We start from the raw sequence: 16,902 nt of genomic DNA, 5'->3' as shown, positions 1-16,902 counted from the left end.
TGGTATTAGAAGCGAATTGATATAACTAAAAAAACTGGTATTTCATCATTCAGTCTTTAGTATCAGGATAATGTAATTTCTCAATGCTTTTATTTGTTATTTTCAGCAAAAAATCGGGCATACACTGGTATGCCCGATTTTGAAGCTATTTATCTGATGATTACCACTTATAGCCTATACCTGCATTAAAGCCGGTTTCACGTCCGGTAGTGGAGACACCTGCACCCCATGAGAACTTACCGGTATTGTTTGTGGCTTTGTAGTTAATACCAACTGCAGCATAACCATGATATGAACCCATGCCTACACCTACTGTCTGTTCACCGGCATTTAACTGCGGCAGATAAGCACCAGACAGTGCCATGGCCAGAGCAGTACCGGAATAGGCACGCCGTTCTACACGATGTACGCGGTCGTTAACATCATTGACATAGCGGTTGATATTTTCCATGCGGGCATTAACACCTTTCAGCTGTGCCACATTGACTGCATCAGTGTCAGCAGTACCTGCAGCGACACCTGTAATCTGACGGTAAACACCATTGGCGGCGTCACCCACAGACACAGCGGCCTGAGTGCTGGTGGTTGCCTGAATGGCTCTTGCCTGTTGTGCTGTGGCACTAACCGGAATGTAGCCATTAATACCTGCTGCCGTATTGGCCACAGAGTTGGCACCCAGCGCAATTCCGCCATTCTGAGTAACGCTGGCATGATTACCAATAGCTACGCCGTTTTCTGCACTGGCTGCTGCTTGTGAACCAATAGCTACAGCAGCCTTACCACTGGCAGCTGCTGCACCGCCTACAGCAATAGCATCACTTCCGCTTGCTGAAGCCACAGCCTGAGTGGAATTAACTTTTGCATATTTGCTGCCGCCGTTATACAGATTGTTAATGGCATCGCCTACATTATTGGCTGTTACCGCAGTACCATCAGCATTGCTGGTTGTATAGCTTGGTGCAGTGAAACCACCTGTGCCGGCTCTGGTGAGCGGGTTGTAGCTGGCATTACCGCCCAGGCTGGCTGCTACTGCAGACAGGGCATCAGCTGTTGAAGCAGACAGTTTCTGGGTATCCGAAATAGCCTGATTGGCTTTTTCAGTTGCTTCATTGATCGCAGAAGCATTACCGCCACCACTGTTTTGTGCCAGCTTGGTATCCACTGAGCTGGAAAGACTTTGTAAATCCTGTTTCCATTCATTTTTCATTTGCCACAGCTGGCTGCCATTCACTGCCTCTGTTGAATTCTGGCCTGTATCACCAGAAGCAACATTGGTAATTTTCTGGGCAGTGCCGGAGCCATGGCTGGCATCGTAAGCTGAACCGTTCCATTGCAGGGCATTAAGCTGTAATGAGCTCAATGTTGTGGATATTCCTGCCGGTATGGTGCCGGAAGCAAGGTGAAGCTGATCCTGCAGGCTGGACAGACTGGTTGAGGTGGAAGTGGACAGCGAATAGAGCTGACGACCATTTACTGCCTGATTAGACGTTGCGTCTACTCGTCCGTCTGCAACTCCACTAATGGTTCTTTCGTTGCTTGCTTCACGAGTCAGCTGATTTGAGAAGGCTGTTGTACCATCGTCAAAATGCACTGAGTTCTTCTGCAATTCGTCAATCAAACGTTTTGAGGTCTTAATATCATCCTGAGCAGTTTTAATATCATCCTGAGCAGCTTTGATATCTTTGTTCATCGTTTCTATCGTTGTCCTGCTCTCAGTAACTACCTGATCAACTGAGCTTGATACACTGCTAATGATGGAAGACGAAATACTGTATAACTGTCCGGCATTGACTGCATCAGTAGAACCGTCTGCCAGCTGACCGGCAGCCACGTTGGTAATCTTCTGGGCAGCGCCGGAACCATGGCTGGCATCATAAGCATTACCATTCCATTGCAGTGCGTCGCGTTGCAGATTACTGATGTTATTCACCGCAGAACTCAGACTACTAGACAAAGTAGAGACATTACTGTTGGTAGTAGAAAGTCCGGTATTGTTACCGGCAGTCACAGTGGAAAGACTGTTAATCATTGAGGTGGACAGATTATACAGCTGGTCACCGTTAACAGCATCGGTAGAGCCACTGCTAAGTGTACCGTTGGCCACGTTAGTAATCTTCTGGGCAGCGCCGGAGCCATGGCTGGCGTCATAAGCATTACCATTCCATTGCAGCGCATCGCGTTGCAGATTACTGATATTATTCACCGCAGAACTCAGACTACTAGACAAAGTAGAGACATTACTGTTGGTAGTAGAGAGTCCGGTATTGTTACCGGCAGTTACAGTGGAAAGACTGCTGCTCAGTGAGGTGGACAGATTATACAGCTGGCTGCCATTAACGGCATCGGTAGAACTATTGCTCACTGTACCGTTTGCTACATTGGTAATCTTCTGGGCAGTGCCGGAACCATGGCTGGCATCATAAGCATTACCATTCCAACCCAGTGCATCGCGTCGCAGGTCACTGATGCTGGTGTTAACCTCTGCTAAGCTGGTCGACAGCGTAGCTGTTGCGCCGGAAACTGTATCCAGACGGTCAATAGCACCATTCAGTCTGCCAGTCAGATTACCTACAGAGGAGGAAACGGTGTTGAGTTTATCATTGGTGGTAAACAGCTGACCGCCTGTTACTGCCTCATTTGAACCCAGTTCAATTTTTCCGCCTGTAATATTGGTGATTTTTTTGTAGTTTGCATCATAATTTTCACCATTTATTTGCAGGGCATTCTGATCCAGAGTATTGATTCTATCTGTAGCAGAAGACAAATTATCGGAAATTCTGGAAGTGGATTCAGCAATACTGTTAATCCGCGTATTGGTCTTATTCAGGCTATCATTCAGATTCGCCACTGTAGAGCTTAAGCTGCCTACCCTCGAATTAGTCTGATTTAGCTGACTGCCATTGACTGCATCGGTGGAATCCGGGGCTAAATCAGCTTCGGCTACGCGGGTGATTTTCTGCGCCATAGTAGAACCATGGCCGGCATCGTAGGCAGATCCATTCCATTGCAGAGTATTGTCCTGCAGTCTGGTTACAGCAGCAGTTACTGAATTTACCGAAGTGGATACAGCATTAATACTAGAATTTGTAGTATATAGCTGGCTGCCATTCACTACATCTGATGAATCAGGTGCCAGTGAACCGTTTGCAACATTGGTAATTCGATACCGGGCATTGGTAACACCATGGCTGGCATCATAATAACTGTTGCCATTCTCTTCCTGTACCCATTGCAAGCTGTCTTTTTCCAGTTTGTTTACTGTATCGTTCACTTTGTGTACTGAGCTGGAAACGATACTCAGATTGGAATTAGTAGTAGATAACTGGCTGCCATTTACAGCATCGGTAGAGTTATACGTCAGATCACCGTTAGCTACATTGGTAATCTTCTGAGCCTGACTGGTACCATGGCTGGCATCATAGGCACCAAAGCCATCGGTATTGGTTTTCCATTGCAGCGCATCAGACTGTAAAGTAGCAATATTGCTGTTTGCTGTACTGATATTACCATTGATATTGGTCAGATCACCGGCACGGCTTACAACAGTAGACAGTGAGCTGAAGCTGGTAGCAGAAGAGGTGGATAACTGATAGAGCTGACCGGCATTGACTGCATCAGTAGAACCGTCTGCCAGCTGACCGGCAGCCACATTGGTAATTTTCTGTGCCTGACTGGTACCATGACTGGCATCGTAAAAGCCGCCGTTACCATTGACATTCTTTTTCCATTGCAGCGCATCAGACTGTAAAGCAGCGATATTGCTGTTTGCTGTACTGATATTACCATTGATATTGGTTAGATCACCGGCACGGCTTACAACAGTAGACAGTGAGCTGAAGCTGGTAGAAGAAGAGGTGGATAACTGATAGAGCTGACCGGCATTAACTGCATCAGTAGAACCGTCTGCCAGCTGACCGGCAGCCACATTAGTAATCTTCTGCGCCTGAGTGGTGCCATGGCTGGCATCATAGGCACCAGTACCATCGGTGTTCTTTTTCCATTGCAGCGCATCAGACTGTAAAGCAGAAACATTGCTGCTTACCGTATTCAGTTTACCGGTGGTGTTTAGAGCAGCGGTAGATAAAGAAGTGATACCGGAAGCAGAAGAGGTGGATACCTGATAAAGCTGGCTGGCATTAACTGCATCTGTAGAACCGTCTTCCATCAGACCGGCAGCCACATTAGTAATCTTCTGCGCCTGAGTGGTACCATGGCTGGCATCATAGGCACCAGAACCATCGGTATTGTTTTTCCATTGCAGCGCATCAGACTGTAAATCAGCAACAGAGCTGCTTAGTGTACTGATACTACCATTGATATTGGTCAGATCACCGGCACGGCTTACAACAGTAGACAGTGAGCTGAAGTTGGTAGCAGAAGAGGTGGATAACTGATAAAGCTGACTGGCATTAACCGCATCAGTAGAGCCGTCTTCCAGCTGACCGGCAGCCACATTAGTAATCTTCTGCGCCTGAGTGGTGCCATGGCTGGCATCATAAACACCTGATCCATCGGTATTTTTTTTCCATTGCAGGGCATCAGCCATTAGCTGAGTAACATTATTAGTGATGTTGGTAACATTACCTGTATTGGCCACCGCTGCGTTCAGATTACTCAGACTGGTTGAAGTGGTTGTAGACAAGCTGTAGAGCTGAGCGGCATTAACCGCATCAGTAGAATGCTCATCCAGTACACCGGCCGCTAAATTACTGATTTTCTGAGGACTGGATGTTCCATGGCTGGCATCGTAAAAACCAGAACCATCAGCATTTCCATGCCATTGCAACGCATTACTGAGCAGAGAGCTAACTTGAGTATTCAGAACATAAACATTGCTGGCAACAGTAGAAATATTACCAGTAGTAGCTACCGCTTCATTCAGATTACTCAGGCTGGTCGAAGTGATTGTAGACAAGCTGTAGAGCTGAGCGGCATTGACTGCATCAGTAGAATGCTCATCCAGTACACCGGCTGCTACATTGCTGATTTTCTGCGGACTACTTGTTGCGTGGCTAGCATCATAAAAGCCTGAGCCATCAGCATTACTTTTCCATTGCAGCGCGCCACCGAGCAGAGTACTTACCTGGTCATTTAAAACATTGACATTATGAGAGATATTGGCAATATTACCAGTAGTGGCTACTGCCTCATTCAAATTACTCAGACTGGTTGAAGTCGTTGTGGATAAGCTGTAGAGCTGGGCAGCATTGACCGCATCAGTAGAATGTTCATTAACCTGACCGGCGGCAATATTGGTGATTCTCTGCGCACGGTTGGTTCCGTGACTGGCATCGTAAAAACCGGAACCATCTGCATTTCCATGCCATTGCAGAGCATCAATAACCAAATCATTCACTTTAGTAGTTAATGTACTGATATTACTGTTAACATTCGTCAGATCACCAGCACGATTTAAAGTGGATGATAATGTACTCAGTCCGGTAGATGAAGAAGTAGATAGCTGATAAAACTGAGCAGCATTGACTGCCTCAGTAGAGTATTCATCTATATGACCGGCAGCAATATTGGTGATTTTCTGCGCACGATTAGTTCCGTGACTGGCATCATAAGCTCCGCTACCGTCTACATTACTTTTCCACTGCAATGCATCAGATTTTAAAGTTGAGACATCGTTGCTTACCGTATTCAGTTTACCGGTAGTGCTTAGAGCAACAGTGGATAAAGAAGTGATACCGGAAGCAGAAGAAGTAGATACCTGATAAAGCTGACCGGCATTAATCGCATCAGTAGAATTTTCATTTATCAGACCAGCAGCTACATTGGTAATCTTCTGCGCCTGATTGGTACCATGGCTGGCATCATAGGCACCAGAGCCGTTGGTATTCTTTTTCCATTGCAGCGCATCAGACTGTAATTCAGCAACAGAACTGCTCAGTGTACTGATATTACCATTTACATTGGCTATATCACTGACACGGCTCACAGCGGTAGACAATGAGTTAAAGCTGGTAGAAGAAGAGGTGGATAAATGGTAGAGCTGACTGGCATTAACCGCATCAGTAGAATTGTCTGCCAGCTGGCCGGCAGCTACATTGGTAATTTTCTGTGCCTGATTAGTGCCATGACTGGCATCATAAAAGCCGCCGATACCATTAACATTATTTTTCCATTGCAGCGCATCAGACTGCAAAGCAGAAACATTGTTGCTTACCGTATTCAGTTTACCGGTGGTGTTTAGAGCAGCGGTAGATAAAGAAGTGATACCGGAAGCAGAAGAGGTGGATACCTGATAAAGCTGGCTGGCATTAACTGCATCAGTAGAACTGTCTGCCAGCTGACCGGCAGCCACATTAGTAATCTTCTGCGCCTGATTAGTACCATGGCTGGCATCATAGGCACCAGAGCCATCGGCATTGTTTTTCCATTGCAGCGCATCAGACTGCAAAGCAGAAACATTGCTGCTTACCGTATTTAGTTTGCCGGTAGTGCTAAGAGCAGCGGTAGATAAAGAAGTGATACCGGAAGCAGAAGAGGTGGATACCTGATAAAGCTGACCGGCATTAACCGCATCAGTAGAACCATTTATCAGCTGACCGTCTGCCACATTGGTAATTTTCTGCGCCTGATTGGTACCATGGCTGGCATCATAGGCACCGGAACCATCGGTATTCTTTTTCCATTGCAGCGCATCAGATTTTAAATCAGCAACAGAGCTGCTCAGTGTACTGATATTACCATTCACATTGGCCATATCACTGACACGGCTCACAGCGGTAGATAAAGAAGTGATACCGGAAGCAGAAGAGGTGGATACCTGATAAAGCTGACCGGCATTGACCGCATCAGTAGAATTGTCTGCCAGCTGACCGGCAGCTACATTGGTAATTTTCTGTGCCTGATTAGTACCATGGCTGGCATCATAAAAGCCGCCGATACCATTGACATTATTTTTCCATTGCAGTGCATCAGACTGCAAAGCAGAAACATTGCTGCTTACCGTATTTAGTTTACCGGTGGTGTTTAGAGCAGCGGTAGATAAAGAAGTGATACCGGAAGCAGAAGAGGTGGATACCTGATAAAGCTGGCTGGCATTGACTGCATCAGTAGAATCGTCTGCCAACTGACCGGCAGCCACATTAGTAATCTTCTGAGCCTGATTAGTACCATGGCTGGCATCATAGGCACCGGAACCATCGGCATTGTTTTTCCATTGCAGCGCATCAGACTGTAAAGTAGAAACATTGCTGCTTACCGTATTCAGCTTACCGGTAGTGCTAAGAGCAACAGTGGATAAAGAAGTGATACCACTAGCAGAAGAAGTAGATACCTGATAAAGCTGACCGGCATTAACCGCATCAGTAGAACCATTTATCATCTGACCGTCTGCCACATTGGTAATCTTCTGTGCCTGATTAGTACCATGGCTAGCATCATAGGCACCGGAACCATCGGCATTGTTTTTCCATTGCAGCGCATCAGACTGCAAAGCAGAAACATTGCTGCTTACCGTATTCAGTTTACCGGTAGTGCTAAGAGCAACAGTAGATAAAGAAGTGATACCACTAGCAGAAGAAGTAGATACCTGATAAAGCTGGCTGGCATTAACTGCATCAGTAGAACCGTCTTCCACCAGACCGGCAGCCACATTAGTAATCTTCTGCGCCTGATTAGTACCATGGCTGGCATCATAGGCACCAGACCCATCGGCATTGTTTTTCCATTGCAGTGCATCAGACTGCAAAGCAGAAACATTGCTGTTCAGTGTGCTGATATTACTATTAACATTGCTCATATCACCGACTTTGCTTACAGCAGTAGACAACGAGCTTAAACCAGTGGTTGTAACACTGGCCAGATTTTTCATCTGTGCCACATTCACCGCATCGGTATCGTTTGTACCTGCTGCCAGACCGGTTAACTGACGGGTTATTCCGCTGCCTGCATTACCAATAGCAACAGCACCTGCGGTGCTGGTCCAGGTCGGATTATTCGCAGCAGAATTTGTACCAGTAGGGTCAAAGCCGGTTTTTCCTTTCTCAATATCGGCAACTGATCCGCTGCCCAGAGCGACACCTGTGTCTACAATAGTCGTAGCATTGGTACCTATTGCAATACCACTGGCATTGCTAACGCTGACAGAATTACCAATAGCAATTGCATCAGTAGCATTGGCACCTGTACTTGTGTTATTACCAATAATTAAGCCACGATCGGCATTAACCGTGTTATCATTGCCCAGAATCAGGCCACGAGTGGCCGTGACGGTATTATCATTACCAAAAACCAAATCTTTGGCTGAACTAACAGTATTATCATTACCAAAAACCAAATCTTTGGCTGAACTAACAGTATTGTTATTACCAACAATACGGATATTATTTACGCCTTCAGTTGTACCGCTAATGGTATTTTTATTACCGAAAACACCAGAATCATCAACAGCAATTGTGCCGTTTTCGTTACCAAGAGAATAAGTGTTGTTACCGGTAATATTGGTTGGGTTGCTCTGGGCTGCAATTATTTCACCATCCTTGAAAATGGCATTGCTTTGTACACCGCCGATTGCCCCGGATTTACGCCCGCTGACCTGATTACCCGCGCCAATACTGATACTCTGATCGCCAACTGCCTGTGCTGCATTACCGACTGCCACACTGCTGTTACCGGATGCAGTTGCACCGGCACCCAAAGCAACCGCTGCATCTTTATTTGCAGCACTGCTTAAACCAACTGCTACGCTGCCGGTACCATTTGAAGAAGCCATAGAGCCCAGAGCCACACTGGAAATACCAGTTGCCTGAGAGCTTATACCAAAGGCAATTGATGCAGCGCCGGAAGCCAGAGATGCTACGCCGAAAGCCATTGCTCCGCCCGCAGTTGCAGTTGCGTTAGCTCCGAATGCAGTGGAATAATTCCCGGTAGCGTAAGAACCGCAGCCATAGGCAAAAGAATAAATACCATAAGCTACAGGCATTGCATTGTTATCACCGCCGGTAGGGGCGGCCTGATAACCGGTTCCGCCATCGGTCTTACCTTCATCACTCCATGCTTCTGCTTTGTTAGAAGTTACGCTTCCGTATGGATGACTGGTTCCAAACGCAGTATTTCTAATGAAACGTAAGTATTCATCTTTTGCTGTAATGCCGTCTGAAACGGTTCTGCGACCATTAACTCTGTCTGCACCACAATGGTCGTCATCACCCGAGAATACCATGCTACCATGGCCGCCATATTGATAGCCGCCACCAGGCCAAACTGTACCGCTGTTATTGCCGCCGACAATTGCCGCATTAGCTGCATATACTGGAGCAATTGCCTGCCATTCTAAAATCAGCGCTGTGATTGTTACACTAACAATTTTTTTCAGTCCTAGCTTATTAATAATTTTTTTAACTATTGATTGTTCACAAACAGTATTTGATTTGGTTTTACTATTCGCCAGCTCTGATGCGGCTACCCATGTTTGGGTATTTTCATTCCAGACATTCCGATAAACCTTGTTCATAGGTTTTCTCCTGATTGATTAAAGTTACAAAACCAACAATCCAACCCCCTGTACTACAATTTGAATCTGCTTACCCAGCTGTAAAATATCTGCTTATCTTGACGGCTGTATCAGCAGATAACCGACTCAGGAAATAATCTTCCGGAATAAACAATGACAAAGGTTTACCCAGCGTTAAATCCAATTAATGAAAAAGATTACGCTTGAAAAATAAAAGCTTATAAATTCTTAATTATTTATTATCAATATTTTCAGAATAGATAAGTGATTAACTTAATCTTGTAACTTTTTAATACAAAGGTATGAGCAAACTGAATAATTAATATTAAATATATAGAATTAACATGAAAAAATATAAATGTACTTATTTATAATTAACTTTAAATGTAAGAATTTAATGTAAAAATTAAAATAAAGAATAAAAATGAGAGAGAAACAGTGAACAATGCCATTTTGTGGCTGTGAATGATAGAAAAAGAAATATTTGATATTTGCAAATTATTTAAAACGGATATTAAAGATAAAAAATAATTTGGATTTAAGAAAATTTAAATCCAAATCAGCAGAGATGAGAAAGTAAGACGAACAAATTAGCCGGCTAAATCATAAATTTTCATATCGCACTTTTTATCTAGTTCTAAAAATTAGTAAACAAATTGATCATCAATTTTATAACCTGACTTTTCATACAGAGCTCTGGCTTTGAGATTATCGATTGATGTGCATAATGGAATGCCGTCATAGGCAGAATTACTAGCGAAGTTTCTTAGTTTTCCATTAATGGGTGGCAACACCGCATCTTCTGTGGCTTTTTATAATATATAAGTCATTCAAAATGATAGTGAGTGATATAACTAAAGAAGAATATGAAAAATATAACTGTATAAAACCATATGCTGTTTTATTGTCGTAGGCTAGAAAAATGATTGAATCATTGTTTTTCAATCTTTCTTTAATGAATTATTTTGATTCAGAATGACAATCCTTAATACCATAAAATTCTCGATATTCAGAGAAAAGTTATGATATATCATCAAATTCGTTTAATGTTCCTTGTAGTATATTAAATGAGGTATCCATACGTTTATCAATATCATAATGCTATTTAGATAATTAGTATTATGATATTAAACCGCTCCATTTGGTTCAATATCTTATTTGTAATAGCATATTAATATCATAAAAGTGTAACTTTTCAGATTTCTTCAGAACGAATTTTAATTCTGGCGGGAGAAATCTATTAAATTTGTACATTGCAAATCAAAATTAATTTATATATTAGAATGAATCAACGGGTTTAGTTTTTTGGCTAAATTAATTCTATTATAGATTGCTTTTTTATCTTTAAAGAAAATTAGTTTTCAGGGTGATAAATAAAAGTGAATGCTATAAAACATCAATAAAAAAATATATTAAAAGTGGAATTATGAATAGTGTATTTTCTGCCAGGGTATCAGCATTGCAGATTTTTTGATTAAAGATATGATAACTAACAAAAGAGTGATTACCTTTTGCTGATCTTTATTCTTTTAAAAAATAAGTTTCTAATAAACCCAATACATTATTAATCAGCATAATACCGATAATAATTAACAGAGCACCGAGGAAAAAAGCATAGTCAGGTAATTCAGACAGAATCAGCCAGCCCATCAGCATGGCAAATATTGGCTCAGCTAATTCAGTTACCTGAACCTGAGCAGCGGATAAATAACCAAGTGCTTTGGTAGTACAGTAAAATCCCAGAATAGTAGGTAAAATGGCCAAAGCTATCAGCCCTGCGACGGGTTGCCAGTGAAAATCAAAAGGGTTTTGCCGGAAGGTTGCTAAATAGGGTATAGCCAGATAGATCAGACCAAACAATAATAAAAATCTGGTCAGATAAATACCACCATGTAAACCGAATTTCTTAACCAATACACTAAACAACCCGTAACCGGCTCCTGCGGCACTGGCAAATATCAATAACAATAATGAGGCCTGTCCAGACCATGAAATAACGCTAATGCCGGCGATTGCAACAGCAACACCGGAAACGGCTGATATTTTAATTTTTTCATTTAATAATAAGCAGCCGAAAACTAGTGCAGCTATCGTAGCGGAAGCCATGAGTATCACGACTACATTCGCCGCACTGCCATGCCCGTAAGCGATTGTTTCAAAGAAAAACAAAGTAAATATTCCAAACAGAGCACACAGACCAATATGCATCCAGATTTTTATATTATTATCTGATACAGGGGCAACTATCTGAATTTGCCGGGCAAATGGAGTACGTATCAAAAGTAGTGAAACAAAAACCAAAGCCAGAAACGTTTTATAAAACGCTATTTCATAAGGATTCAATCCACTGGCCATCAGTAATTTACTGATAATACCTATAGAACCATTTAGTGCGGCTGCTGATAGTGCAAATAAAATTCCGGCTAAAGCTTTAGGCATTATGGACTTTCTCCGATAAATCTTTCCACATGGCAGATTTCGAATATGCTGACTAAACTCAGAATCAGGTTCCGATCATTCATTCAAACATGTAGCTATCTGACACGATAATTAAATAATCATATGCTAAAGCCAATATTCTATACTGTTTAACAAGTCTGTTTTTATAGTTTTAAGAATTCTTGATTGCCCGTCCCATCTCTCGGTTTCTGAATTTGTATTTACTGAATAGAAGTCAGAGCAGAAATATTTTTACTGGTTTTAATTATGCTAAATAAATATATTTATTATCGCCGGTGCTGATTATTTTTATAACATTTGATGATGTAACCGACCACTTAAATGATTGTTTTATTCTGTACCGGTTTAATGGTTATTTGAAGATTAATTCTGTATCAGCAGGGAACAGGTTTAGTTCACTATATATAAAAGCCGGCTATTGTCTTATCTGGTTGATGAATAATTATAATTATTAATTTTATATAATAAATTATTATCGTTTTATTTTAATTTTTTATTTTTAAATTTACATTTACATGATATTGTATGCCTGGTTTTTATATTTTTTATAAAAAGGTATTAAACATGAACACTGTAATGCTTGAAACACATTCCCGATTAAACCGTTATTGCAAATTAATGTCTCAGTTAACCCTGATTCCTATATTCTGTATCGGTATCGGCATGGTATCTCCTTTATTATTTTATTTTTTGATATTCATAATATCGGACTGAATTCCGGCGGATATTCATTTTTTATTACTCATAGTATGGGTGATGGTAATGCTGATATTGATATATCCAGACTTTCTTTATGGCAGGCAGTTTCTGCTACCTTAATTGATACCATAATCATTGCGATTCTGGTTTATGGTTTCGTTCAGCTCAGATTACTGTTTCTAAGCTACAGTAAAGCAGATTATTTTTCTGTGAAATCAGCAAATTACTGTTATGCCTTTGGTAAAGATTTGGTGATTTGGGAGGTTTTACAATTGCTCTCAGAGCCTCTGCTATCGTTTATCTTAACGCTTAATAATCATTTTCCGGATCGGTATATTTCGATATCATTTGAAAGTAGTGATTTAATTCTGTTATTCCCTTCTATCAGTATTATGATTATCGGTCAGATACTAAAAAAAGCATGCCAGATTGCAGAAGAAAATAAGCAGTTTATTTAACAGGAGTTTAATGTGCCGATTAGAATAAATTTAGATGTTATGCTTGCTAAACGGAAAGTGAAATCAAAAGAGCTGGCTGCTGCTATTGGTATTACCGAGCAAAACTTATCTTTGCTTAAACAGGGAAAAGTAAAAGGTATCAGGCTGGCTACGCTGGAGGCAATCTGTCAGTATCTGGATTCGCAGCCGGCTGATATATTGGAATATATTAAAGATAATCACCCGGAAACGACATTGTAACCGTTATCATGTCGTTTCATTAGCGCATTACCATATTTTACCCATAAGAAAAACTAAAATAAAAATCGTATTTTATCTGTTTTCTTTAGATAAGGAGTGATTATGCTTGATATTGATTGGGAACCTGTAGATAGGAAATTAATAGATGAAAATAATTTGAAATTTCCTAGGTTCTATAGAAATAAGAAAACTGAGAAAATTCATTTATTTCTTAATAAAAATGAAGGTGTAATATTTGAACAAAAGATCTGCAGTTCTAAACCAAAGCTATATCACTTTGAAATAATTGGTCACAGGAATGATTTATCGGAATGTACAGAGGAGGAACTCTGGCAACCTATTGATGTCTGTTTATACAATAGCCTAGATTTTAATGGTCAAGTAGTTATAGAACTCCCAGGTTCACTAGGAATTGTTACAGATAATACTTGGTTTTTAGTTTTAGTATCTAAATACAACCCTAAGTTAAGGAAGTTAAATTCTATGGAGAAAATTTTCACATGGAATTATGTGAAGCTAAACATTAGTCATACTGATGGAATCTCTATAGTTGAATATCAAAAAAAACTATAGATTTTAAGAAAATCTACAATCCGGAGAACATAAAAGCGAATCAGATGCCCAGTGTTGCCCCGCCATCTACAACAATTTCCTGCATAGTGATCTGTGCGGCTTCTTCAGAGAGCAGGAAAGAAACGGTATTGGCGATATCTGCCGGCTGAGCCAGTTTTCTGAGAGGAATGCCAAGACGATATTGTGTTAAGTCACCATCCAGTATGCCGGCCGGTGGTTCGTTGTCGGTCCATAATTGTTGTTGCATCGCTGTGAGGGTAGAGCCCGGTGAAACGATATTAACCCGGACATACGGGGCAACTTCCAGAGCAAGATTGCGGCAGAAATGACTGAGTGCTGCTTTGGTGGTGGCATATAAACCCATCTCCGTGCGCGCCATGCGGGCACTGTTAGAGCTGACGGTAACAATACAGCCTTGTCGCTGCTGCCGGAAATGTGCGGCTAAATGCTGGCTGATGAATATGGGCGCCAGCAGATTAACATTCAGGCTGGTTTGCCATTGTGCTTTAGTGGCACTCAGTAATGGTGTAAGGATTAATACTCCGGCCACATTAACCAGACCGGTTATATTGTATTGATTAATCAGTGTATTGAGTAATATACGGGTTTCTTCGAAAGCAGTGATATCCTGACTAATGCTTGTCCAGTAAGTCTGATACTGGGCTTCAATCATCTGTTGTACCGGCCAGCTCGGCGAATAGGGCTGTTTATCGATTCCGATAACATGATAGTGCTGTTCGAGCAGTTTAGTAACAATCGCAGCCCCTATACCCTGGGCTGCACCGGTAACGATAATGGCTTGCTGCATGGTTGTTTCTCCAGATAATGTTACTGTTGCTGAAATACATTGAGCATAGTTTGCATTTTGGCTTCGGTTTCAAACCATTCTGCTGCTGCGTCTGAGCCTGCAACGATGCCTGCTCCGGCATACAGGCGGATAATATTGTGATTCAGTAAGCCGTTGCGGATAGTAACGACCCATTCTCCGTTCCCGCTGGCATCCATCCAGCCATTCAGTCCGCTGTAGTAATGACGGTTATAGCCTTCATGATTGAGAATAAAGTCTCTGGCGATATCCGTTGGTGTGCCGCAAACGGCCGGTGTGGGATGCAGATGAAGTGCCAGATTAAGTGCATCGGGCGCATCGGCTTTCAGTTGCCCCTGAAAGATTGATGACAGATGAAACATGGTTGATGTAGTTAAAATTTCGGGTATTTCTGATGCCTGATACGCTGAGCAATAGCTGCTGAGCTTGTGCCGGATATTATCGATAACCAGCTGATGTTCATACCTGTCTTTGGCCGACTGATAAAGTTCTGTCTGAGTCTGGCTGTTGTGTTCCGGAATGGCAGGACGCGGTCGGGAGCCGGCCAGCGGGTTACTGCGTACCTGTTGCTGCTGGCGCGATAGCAGTAATTCCGGGCTGGCACCAAAAATGTACTGGTCTTCTTCTACAGGAATCATAAATTTATAGGCATCAGGATTTTGCCGGATAAGGATATTCAGTAAATCATCCGGGCTGTACTGCCGGGCAAATTCAAATTCTGTTGCCTGTGACAGCACAATTTTTTGCATCTGTTTATCCGCCATAGCGCTTAAAGCCGTTTGAACACTGTGTTCGAATGCCTGCCGCTCAACCAATGATTTTTTGCGGATAAGTGAGTTTGCAGTTTTGCCTGCTGAAGCAGTATTGTGCTCAAAGTGAGCTGGTGAAGTTTGATTAAATTCACTGTAAAAATTTAAGGTACCGTTTTTTCTGGTATCAAATGGAATAGCAGCAATAAGAATGGGATTGGCATATCCCTGTGCTTTGATGTGATTAAAACAGTCGGCAATCTGCTGATTGCAGGATTCGGACTGATTAACCGGCATGTGTATTTTATGGATAAGATGTCTGGCACTGATGTGATGCTGTCTGGTTGCAAAACAGGCAAACTGATCCTGAGATTGAATAGGAGAGCGGGAAACAACGCTTGATTCTGTAATCGTCATTTTATTACCTGTAGACAGATGCGGGTTGTATGTAATGAAAAGTATAGATAAATCAGGCTATGTAAGTTTGTTGATATTAGTGCAAATAGTAATCATTATCAATTAAATATAATAAAAATACAGAAAAATTTTCTCTTCTGTGCAAAATTCAGCCACAAGCTGTTTCAGATATATGCAATGGTTATTATTTTTTCTTTTGTGCAATGGAAATAAACTTCTGCTGTTTGCGGATTTGCATGGGTAAGCGGTGAATCAATCAGGAAATTCAGGTATGAATGACGATACGACCGGAAAGCTATATCAGTAAAATTAATCAGTTTCTGATATTGATGAAACCATGCTTTGATAATGCTTTCTTTAGCTGAAAAAAGCAGCAGCGCCATCAGCGGCAGGTCAGTACCGTGTTCGGTTATATAGCGTAATTCGGCCGCCCGGAGAAACAGGCTCAGAGTGGATTTATGCTCATTCATAATACTCTGATGCTGCCGGTATTCAATATCGATACCCAGATAGCGGTGTGTCGGCTGTTTTTTCTGTACGCAGGCAATAGCCAGACATTGGCGCTGATTGCTGGTGTGGCTCAGACTTCCCTGTAAGGATTCAGGAAAAAGCGGCTGTCCCTGTGAGCCTGTTTTCAGATTAAAGTTGCTGTAATCATACTGTAATAATGCATATTTTGCCGCCAGCCGGCCGGCTATAAATTCTGTCTGGCGTTTGTGCCGGCTTTGTCTGATGTTGTCCGGCAGAAAGATGTTATGTATCTGACCAATTTTATGCAAAACCGCTGTGTCGGCTAATGGCATGCATATCTGGTGAATGGTGTTATCGCCGATGCTGATTGTGTGATGACTGAATAATGCATGCGAATCATTCACCGGCAATAGCAATTTTCTGCTGCCGGCAGAAGTGTTTTGCCGGCAGTCTGTTCTGCCCGGGTCTGATATAAATGACATGCATAGCCTGTATTTTAAGATATGGCGCTAATCAGTAGTATTTGCCTGAATCATATCTGGT

At 42.1% G+C, this 16,902-nt stretch carries 8 protein-coding genes; 3 read left to right on the top strand and 5 right to left on the bottom strand.

Annotation, left to right across the window (positions count from 1 at the left end; all coding sequences use genetic code 11):
* Positions 1–160 precede the first annotated feature (160 nt).
* Entirely contained in the window at positions 161–9,466 is a 9,306-nt protein-coding gene (locus H3V11_RS03120) for an ESPR-type extended signal peptide-containing protein (RefSeq protein WP_198223583.1), read from the bottom strand.
* A gap of 1,521 nt (positions 9,467–10,987) precedes the next feature.
* The gene (locus H3V11_RS03115) at positions 10,988–11,905 is read right to left on the bottom strand and encodes a DMT family transporter (protein WP_198223582.1); all 918 of its coding nucleotides are present in this window, start codon (positions 11,903–11,905) and stop codon (positions 10,988–10,990) included.
* Between the two features lie 629 nt (positions 11,906–12,534).
* Here H3V11_RS03115 and H3V11_RS03110 point away from each other — a divergent pair.
* The 3 genes from H3V11_RS03110 (at position 12,535) to H3V11_RS03100 (ending at position 13,896) form a co-directional block, all read left to right on the top strand.
* A complete protein-coding gene (locus tag H3V11_RS03110; protein ID WP_198223581.1) occupies positions 12,535–13,083 on the top strand; it encodes a DUF2975 domain-containing protein in 549 nt (182 codons plus the stop codon).
* A gap of 12 nt (positions 13,084–13,095) precedes the next feature.
* Complete coding sequence (locus H3V11_RS03105) at positions 13,096–13,323, top strand: helix-turn-helix domain-containing protein (RefSeq protein WP_370524065.1); 228 nt, start codon at positions 13,096–13,098, stop codon at positions 13,321–13,323.
* Between the two features lie 102 nt (positions 13,324–13,425).
* Complete coding sequence (locus H3V11_RS03100) at positions 13,426–13,896, top strand: hypothetical protein (RefSeq protein WP_198223580.1); 471 nt, start codon at positions 13,426–13,428, stop codon at positions 13,894–13,896.
* 40 nt (positions 13,897–13,936) lie between these two features.
* Here H3V11_RS03100 and H3V11_RS03095 read toward each other — a convergent pair whose 3' ends face one another.
* The 3 genes from H3V11_RS03095 to H3V11_RS03085 all read right to left on the bottom strand — a co-directional run bounded on the left by H3V11_RS03095 (position 13,937) and on the right by H3V11_RS03085 (position 16,841).
* Entirely contained in the window at positions 13,937–14,704 is a 768-nt protein-coding gene (locus H3V11_RS03095) for an SDR family oxidoreductase (RefSeq protein WP_198223579.1), read from the bottom strand.
* Between the two features lie 20 nt (positions 14,705–14,724).
* Positions 14,725–15,888: an isochorismate synthase MenF gene (locus tag H3V11_RS03090; RefSeq protein WP_198223578.1), complete on the bottom strand. Its 1,164-nt coding sequence runs from the start codon at positions 15,886–15,888 to the stop codon at positions 14,725–14,727.
* Between the two features lie 164 nt (positions 15,889–16,052).
* Positions 16,053–16,841: a 4'-phosphopantetheinyl transferase gene (locus H3V11_RS03085; RefSeq protein WP_198223577.1), complete on the bottom strand. Its 789-nt coding sequence runs from the start codon at positions 16,839–16,841 to the stop codon at positions 16,053–16,055.
* Between the last annotated feature and the right edge of the window lie 61 nt (positions 16,842–16,902).

The organism is Snodgrassella sp. W8158 (genome assembly GCF_016100435.1).
In the GTDB taxonomy this organism is placed as follows: Bacteria; Pseudomonadota; Gammaproteobacteria; order Burkholderiales; family Neisseriaceae; genus Snodgrassella; species Snodgrassella alvi.
The sequence above is the reverse complement of the archived record's forward strand: the minus strand, read 5'-3'. Positions and strand labels throughout refer to the sequence as shown.

Bases quoted from the DNA above. Each gene is read 5' to 3' on its own strand.
- H3V11_RS03090 (WP_198223578.1), bottom strand. From the start codon at position 15,888: ATGACGATTACAGAATCAAGCGTTGTTTCCCGCTCTCCTATTCAATCT.
- H3V11_RS03100 (WP_198223580.1), top strand. From the start codon at position 13,426: ATGCTTGATATTGATTGGGAACCTGTAGATAGGAAATTAATAGATGAA.
- H3V11_RS03085 (WP_198223577.1), bottom strand. From the start codon at position 16,841: ATGTCATTTATATCAGACCCGGGCAGAACAGACTGCCGGCAAAACACT.
- H3V11_RS03120 (WP_198223583.1), bottom strand. From the start codon at position 9,466: ATGAACAAGGTTTATCGGAATGTCTGGAATGAAAATACCCAAACATGG.
- H3V11_RS03095 (WP_198223579.1), bottom strand. From the start codon at position 14,704: ATGCAGCAAGCCATTATCGTTACCGGTGCAGCCCAGGGTATAGGGGCT.
- H3V11_RS03115 (WP_198223582.1), bottom strand. From the start codon at position 11,905: ATGCCTAAAGCTTTAGCCGGAATTTTATTTGCACTATCAGCAGCCGCA.